We start from the raw sequence: 8,285 nt of genomic DNA, 5'->3' as shown, positions 1-8,285 counted from the left end.
CCCATGCCCAATTCTCAATAAATAATAAACAAAAAAGGCTGCTGAATTAGCAACCCTTAAATGTAGTAAATTTTTTTTTTAATCAACCGATGCTAAACCAAGGAATTGTAAGGGTTTTGTAGTATCTCCGATTTTTGTATTAATTTGCTGCCCTATAGACCTGGTATTAATAAGGTTTTTTTCATCTGATGAGTCTGTATCAAACTCATAAACGCTGGGTTCGTCGAGCATTAGGCGATCGCACGGAATTTTATCGGATAAAATTGCACTTGCCATCATCCCTGTATGAATCTCCAATTGAGCTTTTCGCGGAGCTTCAAACACTAAACGTTGTCCAGGAAAAACAACCCTTTCAAAGTACCAGTTGGGAATATTGGAGATGCGAGCTACCTGTATTTTGCTCGTGGCATTAATGTAGCAGCAGAGAATTTTTCCCGATTGCTCAGGTGGTAGAGGATCTAATATTTGAGCCATAACTGCTGAGGAGCTTTACGCCACAATTTTACATTACACTAGCCAAGCCTAGCATTGCCCGATCCCCAGTTGCTGTAGCTGCGACTACCAACTGAACTTTTATAGATTATTTTTACCTTTAAGATATATCGCAGTTTCTAAAAATTTTGTAAAAATTTATGGTTTGTCTGCAATTTTACACTATACGAACATCTTTAAATTTTTAATTTCTGGCAAAAAATCTTTAACTTCTTTAGGACAGATAATTACAGGGTAGGTAGGTATGGTGAAGATACCCTTAGCTTGAGCCTAGTTCAGGAGTGTATTTTTGTGTTTCATCTATCGCAGGATTAAAAGCTTGGGATCATCGCTTTATGAATGAACTCGATGTTATCGTAAAGCTATATGAAAAATGTCTTCATAAAACCTCTCTTGATGCCATGCGTTTGGTGTAGAAAGCAATTTTATTGATTTTTACATCTGTGAACACAAGTTTCACACTTATCAATAATCTGCTTCAATGTCAAGCAAGATTGTCAGAGATTAGTAGACAAAACAAAAACACGCTTTAAAACTGGAATTTATCTCGCTTTCCCCAAAGATTGGCAAGATGGAAGTCAAAACACCGATGATGGAAAATCGAATTCTTTACGTTCGCCTTCCTTGTAACCCTATCTTTCCCATTGGGGTTGTCTACCTGAGCGACCACGTCCACAAACAGTTCCCTAATATTGAACAGCGCATTTTTGATTTGGGAACAGTGCCACCTTTAGACTACAGTTCTGCTCTAGATCGCTGTATCGATGAATTTAAACCGACACTGCTAGTATTCTCATGGCGGGATATTCAAATTTATGCCCCAGTTGGTGGACGCGGTGGGAACCCACTACAAAACGCCTTTGAATTTTACTACGCGAAGAATCCTCTATTGAAACTACGCGGAGGATTGGGCGGTTTGCGAATCTTCATCGCTTACTATGTAGAGTTATGGCGCAATCAGGGCTTAATCAAACGCGGTTTAAAGCGTGCCCAAAAATATAATTCTCATGCGCGTGTAGTTGTCGGTGGTGGTGCAGTTAGTGTCTTTTACGAACAGTTGGGTAAAAGCTTACCCCAAGGGACAATTATTTCTGTGGGTGAAGGGGAAACCCTTCTAGAAAAACTTTTAGGTGGCAGAGATTTTCGAGATGAACGCTGTTACATTGCGGGAGAAACTCAACCACGGGAAAGGCTAATTCACGAACAACCCACTCCACTAGAAAAAACAGCTTGTAACTACGACTATATCGAAAGCATCTGGCCGGAATTTAACTTTTATCTCCAAGAAGAAGACTTTTATATAGGTGTACAAACTAAGCGTGGTTGTCCTCACAACTGCTGCTATTGCGTCTATACTGTCGTTGAAGGTAAACAAGTCCGCATCAACCCAGCAGATGAAGTAGTGGCTGAGATGCGCCAATTATATGATCGCGGCATTCGCAACTTCTGGTTTACCGATGCCCAATTCATCCCAGCCAGAAAATTTATCGACGATGCCATAGAACTTTTGCAAAAAATCGTCGATTCTGGTATGACAGACATCCACTGGGCAGCATATATCAGAGCCGACAATTTGACACCCCAGTTGTGCGACTTGATGGCGAAAACCGGGATGAACTACTTTGAAATCGGCATTACTAGTGGTTCTCAAGAACTCGTGCGGAAAATGCGGATGGGGTATAATCTGCGAACCGTTTTGCAAAACTGCCGCGACTTGAAAGCAGCTGGTTTCAACGATTTAGTTTCCGTCAACTACTCCTTTAACGTCATTGACGAACGTCCCGAAACCATCCGCCAAACCATCGCCTACCACCGAGAACTAGAACGGATTTTTGGTGCTGATAAAGTCGAACCTGCCATTTTCTTTATTGGATTGCAACCCCATACCCATTTAGAAGAATATGCTTTCAAAGAAGGCATCCTCAAACCAGGGTATGATCCAATGAGTTTGATGCCGTGGACAGCCAAAAAGCTCCTTTGGAATCCTGAACCTCTTGGTTCATTCTTTGGAGAAGTCTGCTTGCAAGCTTGGCAACAAAACCCTAATGATTTCGGACGCGAAGTCATGAAAATTTTAGAAGAAAAGCTGGGTTGTGCCGACTTAGAAGCAGCACTTTCTGCACCAATAGAGACAAAAGACAAACAGTTAGCAGCTGTTTGATAAAATTCCCAGAATTAGACAAGAGCAAATTTTATCTCCTTGTCTCGCGCCTACCCCCTACCCTACTCACTCCCCCTCTGCGGTTATTTTCACCCAATCCCATGTTAGAAGGTTCAATCCTACAAAAGCTAGAAACAGCCCATCGCCACACCACCAGGCCAATTCGATTCGGTGTTTATTACAAAAATACCTTAGTTGCCCTGTGCCATGCTCTTGAAGACCATATCTTAACCGACGACGGTACACCCTTAGTTATCACAGCCTTTCAACAGGGGAAATGGTATCTACAAGAAGCCCGGCGATATGCAGATATCGCCCAGCGCAGTGGCGAAATTGTCATTATGGCTGCTGCTGAATCTGGCTTTGCTGAACATCCCACAAGCCTTTTACCCAATGTCGACTTAGTGGCATTAGATTCAGTCGATCCAGTAGCTCAGGAGTGGCACTTAATTATTTTATCGCCTAAATACACAGCAATGGTAATCTGTCAAGAATTGTCAGAGGCTGATTATGGCAGCACTGGAGTACCGACATCAGACTTAGAGCGTAAATTCTATGGCTTGTGGACATTTGAACCAGAGTTAGTGCAAGATACAGCAGAAATAGCGATCGCTCACATCAAAAAATACAACCCAGAATTGGCGGAAAAGCTCACAGCCGATAAACAACAAATTGTACCTTCAATGGACAGATCCCAAAATTTAGGTGCAGTTGTCTCCCGTGTAGTAGATTACCTCCAGACTGGGCAAGATAATTTATCCATCCCTACAGCGCTTCAGAAACAAACCCTAGATCGCAACTTGGTTTCTAACGAAATCCAAGCCTTTTTGCGAATGGCACAACTGATGGATATGGCAGATGTCAACAATCCAATGGCAGCTGCGGAAGTAGTAGTTCTTGCTGAAGCGATCGGACAGCTTTTGGATCTTCCTGCATGGCAGATTAAGAGGTTACGGCTAGCGGCTTTGTTGCATCGCATAGATCCGTTACAGAAAGCAGAAAGCGTACTCAGTGGCGGTATAGCTACACGTTACCAAGAAGATGCTCCCAGTTGTCCCTTAACTTGTCCCTTAGTACCGGGGGCGCAAGTTTTGCGAACCATGCCAAGACTGCGAGCAGTTGCCCAAATTATCACTCACCAAACCGAGTGGTGGAATGGCACAGGGGAACCAGCAGGTTTAGCTGGAGATGAAATTCCTTTAGAGTCAAGAATTTTGGCATTATTGGCAGATTTTCAGTGGCGAGTCAATCAGCAAAAATCCTCAAATCAAAGCCAGGAACAGATATTTACTCAAGCTTTAGATGAGTGCAGACAGCAACAATCTACCCGCTTTGACCCTAAACTTGTAGATACCCTAGCTTTATTAGTTATGGGTTTACAACAGGGACTCGACTTACCCTTGATGACACCCAAAGTCAGCGCCGGTATCTGGATACTTGATTCCCAATGGGATAGCCACAGCAAGATAAGTGAGGAGATTGGTAGTTACTTTACATGAATATTGAAGCCATTAAATTAGGAAAACTCAAACAACTTCCAGGGGCAAATTTAGAAGACGAGGAACTCTCCCGACTGGATTTAAGCCGGATTAATCTTGCTGGTGCTACCCTTGTCGGCACTAATTTCGCTGCTTCCAAACTCGAAGGCGGGCATTTGGAGGGGGCAAATTTGATGGGAGCCAACCTCCAAGAAACTGACTTACGGGCGAACCTGATGGGAGCAAACCTGATGCAAGCAGATTTAACAGGTGCTGACTTGCGGGGTAGCAATTTGCGTGGCGCTAACTTGATGGGAGCAAGACTCAGTGATGTGTCATTGGCGGGTGCTTTCTTAAGTGGTGCCAATTTGATGAATGTGAACTTACAAGGCGTTGACTTGCGCGGTGCCGATCTGCGCGGTGCAAACCTGACTGGAGCAAATCTCAAAGGTGCAGACTTGAGTCGTGCCGATTTACAAGGGGCTTTGTTGAGTGAAGCAAACCTGGAAGAAGCGGACTTGCGAGGGGCAAATTTGGCAGGGACGAATTTTTCAGGAGCGAATTTGCTTTGTGCAGAGTTAGAAGGTGCAAATTTGAGCGGCGTTAATTTGAATAAGGCGTGTGTAGTGGGTACTGTGGTTGAGACTCTTACATAAAGATTCTACCAAAAAGCCCAGTATACTTGGGTATTGTTAAAATTTCCGCAAATGACACCCGTCGCCGTACAAGTCTCAATTACCGCAATTATTCCTATGTTGACTGCGATCGCAAATCGGCAATGGGAACATTTCAAAGAACTAGAGGCAGATTTTGTATTCCAGTATAGAGTAGAGGTATGGCAAGAGGTTTTTAATTTCCGTCTCAAGCCAGCATTAGATAAATATTCTGACAGATGGCTACTAATCCAGTGGTGTGGTGAAGGAATTATCTCAGTCAAAAATGTGGCTTAGATGCGATCGCCCAACGTGAATTAGTTTTTATTCTCATCCGAAGGTCACGGTTTCACCGTTTTGCAGAATTCTTAGCTATTGTTAAAATTTTTGCAGATGAAGCAGGTGAAAATTTGTGAGTATACAAGAAGTTATCAAACTAGCAAAGCAGCTTTCAACTGTGGACAAAGTGCGTTTGATCTAGCAAATTGCTCCTGATATAAAACGCAAGTTAACAGATAAACTCTCTACCCTTCCCCGCCAATCCTTGTGGAAGCTATGTGCTGATTTAGGAAACGCACCTTCTACGGAGGAAATTGATGTAGTCCGTAGTGAAGAATGGGCTAGCTTTCCACGGGGGGATATTTAATGGTGCGTGCTGTAAGTTAGTGCTTACTCTGATTCTTCTCCTGATAAATAAATTGCTTCTCAAATTCCATTTGCTTTTTTAGAGAATTAAATCCACTAGGGAACTGTGTAAGCTCGCTATAAAAGGCTCCACGCCAAATAGTATGAGAATCGTAGATAACCTTCTGTAAATTAACATTTTTTAGAGAAGCACTGCTCAGGTTAGCTCCACTTAGATTAGTATCAATAAGATAACCGCTCAGTTTAGCTGCTTCCAAATTAGCATTTATCAACTGTGTTTCTTGCAAGTTTGCACCTAAAAGTGAACTATGATCTAAATTAGCATTTGTAAGATTAGCTTCTTTGAGATTTGCATCACCCAACCTACTCAAACTTAAATTCGCACCCTGTAAAATTGCCATTTTTAGATTAGCATCATATAGTTCTGCTGACTCTAAGGAAGCGCTATTTAAATTAGCTTTTTCCAAATTTACTTTATTGAGTTTTGCCGAGTTTAGTTTTGCATTAGTCAAATCAGCATCACTCAGATTGGCTTCGCTGAAATCCAAACCTGATAGGTCAGTTTGAATAAATTTAGCTCCCTTCAAATTAGCTCCTTTGAATGAAGCCTCATAGGTAACATTGCAGTAATCATCACCAATTTCTGATATACCCATTTTCCCTTTGTCGCCAACATCATCTCGCCATCTTAGTTCAGCTTTAGTTAAATCAGCCCCTTGTAGATTGGCTCCGTCTAATTTAGCATTAGTTAGTTCAGCTTCTCTTAAATCTGCTTCAGCTAAATCAGCATTTGTTAAATCAGCACCACCTAAATCACACTTGGGGCATTTTTTAGTTGTTAGTAACTGCTTTACATGAGCGGGATTTGAAGTTTTTTTAGCCTGACAATCTTTACAACCAGAAAGAAAAGTAAGTAATAAAGCTGATACAATTAATATTTTTATTTTCATATATGACGCGATCGCTCAGTTCGCCCTCGTATCCACAAAGCTAGTACACTCATTAACAACACCCCCATCACTCCTTGTAGGGGATTATTATTCACACCAGTTACCCAATCAGGAACTTGGCCAGAATATTTCACTAATTTACCCACATTAATAATGTAGTAACCCCAAACTAAACCACCATGTAAACCAATTGGAAAACCCAAGCGTCCCCTCCGCCAACGCTTTCCCCATACTTGCGTTAACCCCAGCAGTACTAAAGCTGGAAATTGCGGCAGTGTATGAATAATTGCCTCCAAGGGTTTAATAAAGTGCAATGTAGCAAACGCAATTGCATCTGTCCACATTGCCATACGCAGACTGTAATCTCGTTGTAATTCATCTAACAACCAGCCTCGGAATAACAATTCCTCAGCAAAACCGATGCCTAAGCCAACAAGTAAACCCTCTAAAATTACTTTTAACAAAAAAACTTTTGGTTGTTGCCACACCAACCAACCTAATAAACTTTCTACCCCAAAAAGTATCAGAATATTAATTATCCCCACAGCTAACCCACGCAGCAAATCCACACCGTTTTGCCGCGTGAATTCTAAGCCATAATGCCGCAGAATTTGGGTCTGTTGGTAGACATATTTGCCCCATAGTCTCAGGAGAAAAACAAATATCGCATATAACAATACCAATGTCAATATACTTTCTAAGTTTGAATCATGCACTAGAAAGTATATTGGTGCAGCCAATGGCAACCATAACAGCAATAAAGCCAAAATAAAAGAACCCAGCCTAATAGGGGCAGGGCGTTCAGCTAAACGGACAAGGTTTTTTTTCATACAAAGTAAGTCACCAATCACCAGTCAATACTCTAAATTTTGACCAATGATCAATGACCAATAACTAATGACTATTCATCAGGTTCAATGGTGCTACTTAAACCGTGACTTTTCAATGTTTCGCAATAGAACTCAGCGTGTTCTAGAGCGCAAGTAATAACTAAAGCTAGCCCGTTAGTATGAGCTTCCATCATGATGCTCACAGCTTGGGGTTGGGTAAGGCTAGGTACAGTGGCTATTAATGACTGTACAACATGCTCCATTGAGTTGTAGTCATCGTTATGGAGCAAGACGCGATATCGAGGCGCGAGCTTACGGGTTGTGGAAGGCTTTTCAATGGTTTCAACTGACACGGCTCTTTGCTCTTTTCTTGTTGATTCACTACTACAAAGTATCTGTGTAGCGATCGCTTAACAGTTATTTACCTATTCTATAGTATTTCTGTTGAGATACTATGCTAGAAAAACCCTTTGCTGCCAAGGATTGGTCGTATTAGTTTTGCGTAGGCACTTGTGAGGCACATGTCTTAAGACATGGTTGCCGTGAGAGTGCTACCCTAATGTTACAGAAGTTCCTTTAAAAGTAGCGCATTCTCACTTTTAAATTAAACAAGTTACAAAACAATCGTTGTCGCTGCCCAAACTGCATAATGATGGACATTAGCCTAAATTTTCTTCAACCAGGACAAATTGTGTCTTTAGAGCATGGCGACAGGAATCTGTATGCAGAAGTCATTCAATTCGTAGTTTCCCGCCAGTTGTGCTGGGTACGTCCTTTATTAATGGTTACTTTCATTCAAGAATCGCCGCTAATTACCGATTTGCGAGATGCATCTGACCTGCTTTGGCCTGCCAATTTATTTCGGCCAGCATTAGATACAGAAGTAATTACCTTCTTGAGCCAAGTTTTAGCAAAAGAACCAAAAACTGAACCTGACTCAGCCGCCAAGCAGCAACTCAATCAGTTTATTCACCAACTTTGGCAAGCATACCAATAGGGATTAGGGCATTGGGCATGGGGAAAGAGGACTTGGGGACAAGGAGAATTGGGGACAAGGGGAAAGACTTGTTGCAAGT

Annotated in this window: 9 protein-coding genes; 5 read left to right on the top strand and 4 right to left on the bottom strand. The window is 41.9% G+C overall.

Annotation, left to right across the window (positions count from 1 at the left end):
- Window positions 1–78: 78 nt before the first annotated feature.
- Window positions 79–474 carry a DUF1830 domain-containing protein gene (locus ACFE90_RS33345; protein WP_375506584.1) on the bottom strand — a complete coding sequence of 132 codons (396 nt, stop codon included), beginning with the start codon at window positions 472–474 and terminating at the stop codon, window positions 79–81.
- Between the two features lie 589 nt (window positions 475–1,063).
- On the opposite strand from ACFE90_RS33345, the gene ACFE90_RS33340 reads away from it, so the two are divergent.
- The 4 genes from ACFE90_RS33340 to ACFE90_RS33325 all read left to right on the top strand — a co-directional run bounded on the left by ACFE90_RS33340 (window position 1,064) and on the right by ACFE90_RS33325 (window position 5,081).
- A complete protein-coding gene (locus ACFE90_RS33340; protein WP_375506583.1) occupies window positions 1,064–2,653 on the top strand; it encodes a photosystem II high light acclimation radical SAM protein in 1,590 nt (529 codons plus the stop codon).
- 101 nt (window positions 2,654–2,754) lie between these two features.
- The gene (locus ACFE90_RS33335) at window positions 2,755–4,152 is read left to right on the top strand and encodes a DICT sensory domain-containing protein (protein ID WP_375506582.1); all 1,398 of its coding nucleotides are present in this window, start codon (window positions 2,755–2,757) and stop codon (window positions 4,150–4,152) included.
- On the top strand, window positions 4,149–4,787 hold the full coding sequence (locus ACFE90_RS33330) for a pentapeptide repeat-containing protein (RefSeq protein WP_375506581.1): 639 nt from the start codon (window positions 4,149–4,151) through the stop codon (window positions 4,785–4,787). The genes ACFE90_RS33335 and ACFE90_RS33330 overlap by 4 nt, the downstream gene beginning before the upstream one ends.
- 51 nt (window positions 4,788–4,838) lie before the next feature.
- Window positions 4,839–5,081: a hypothetical protein gene (locus ACFE90_RS33325; protein WP_375506580.1), complete on the top strand. Its 243-nt coding sequence runs from the start codon at window positions 4,839–4,841 to the stop codon at window positions 5,079–5,081.
- Window positions 5,082–5,446: 365 nt separating this feature from the next.
- On the opposite strand, the gene ACFE90_RS33320 is transcribed toward ACFE90_RS33325, so the two are convergent.
- The 3 genes from ACFE90_RS33320 to clpS form a co-directional block, all read right to left on the bottom strand.
- Window positions 5,447–6,379, bottom strand: coding sequence for a pentapeptide repeat-containing protein (locus tag ACFE90_RS33320; protein WP_375506579.1), 933 nt, complete (start codon window positions 6,377–6,379; stop codon window positions 5,447–5,449).
- Window positions 6,376–7,209 (bottom strand): lysostaphin resistance A-like protein, encoded by an 834-nt coding sequence (locus tag ACFE90_RS33315; RefSeq protein WP_375506578.1) that lies wholly within the window; start codon window positions 7,207–7,209, stop codon window positions 6,376–6,378. Before ACFE90_RS33315 ends, ACFE90_RS33320 begins: the two co-directional genes overlap by 4 nt.
- Before the next feature lie 71 nt (window positions 7,210–7,280).
- Complete coding sequence (clpS, locus tag ACFE90_RS33310) at window positions 7,281–7,562, bottom strand: ATP-dependent Clp protease adapter ClpS (protein ID WP_100899825.1); 282 nt, start codon at window positions 7,560–7,562, stop codon at window positions 7,281–7,283.
- Between the two features lie 299 nt (window positions 7,563–7,861).
- Here clpS and ACFE90_RS33305 point away from each other — a divergent pair, with 299 nt between their 5' ends.
- Window positions 7,862–8,206, top strand: a complete 345-nt coding sequence (locus ACFE90_RS33305) for a hypothetical protein (protein WP_181374237.1) — start codon at window positions 7,862–7,864, stop codon at window positions 8,204–8,206.
- Window positions 8,207–8,285 lie beyond the last annotated feature (79 nt).

This window comes from uncultured Nostoc sp., from assembly GCF_964245445.1.
Lineage (GTDB): Bacteria > Cyanobacteriota > Cyanobacteriia > Cyanobacteriales > Nostocaceae > Nostoc.
This window is presented reverse-complemented; position numbering and strand designations above follow the sequence as displayed.

What these genes read in the sequence shown, in the direction of transcription:
- ACFE90_RS33345 (WP_375506584.1), bottom strand. Translation starts at nt 474, where the DNA reads ATGGCTCAAATATTAGATCCTCTACCACCTGAGCAATCGGGAAAAATT.
- ACFE90_RS33340 (WP_375506583.1), top strand. Translation starts at nt 1,064, where the DNA reads ATGGAAGTCAAAACACCGATGATGGAAAATCGAATTCTTTACGTTCGC.
- ACFE90_RS33335 (WP_375506582.1), top strand. Translation starts at nt 2,755, where the DNA reads ATGTTAGAAGGTTCAATCCTACAAAAGCTAGAAACAGCCCATCGCCAC.
- ACFE90_RS33330 (WP_375506581.1), top strand. Translation starts at nt 4,149, where the DNA reads ATGAATATTGAAGCCATTAAATTAGGAAAACTCAAACAACTTCCAGGG.
- ACFE90_RS33325 (WP_375506580.1), top strand. Translation starts at nt 4,839, where the DNA reads ATGACACCCGTCGCCGTACAAGTCTCAATTACCGCAATTATTCCTATG.
- ACFE90_RS33320 (WP_375506579.1), bottom strand. Translation starts at nt 6,379, where the DNA reads ATGAAAATAAAAATATTAATTGTATCAGCTTTATTACTTACTTTTCTT.
- ACFE90_RS33315 (WP_375506578.1), bottom strand. Translation starts at nt 7,209, where the DNA reads ATGAAAAAAAACCTTGTCCGTTTAGCTGAACGCCCTGCCCCTATTAGG.
- ACFE90_RS33305 (WP_181374237.1), top strand. Translation starts at nt 7,862, where the DNA reads ATGGACATTAGCCTAAATTTTCTTCAACCAGGACAAATTGTGTCTTTA.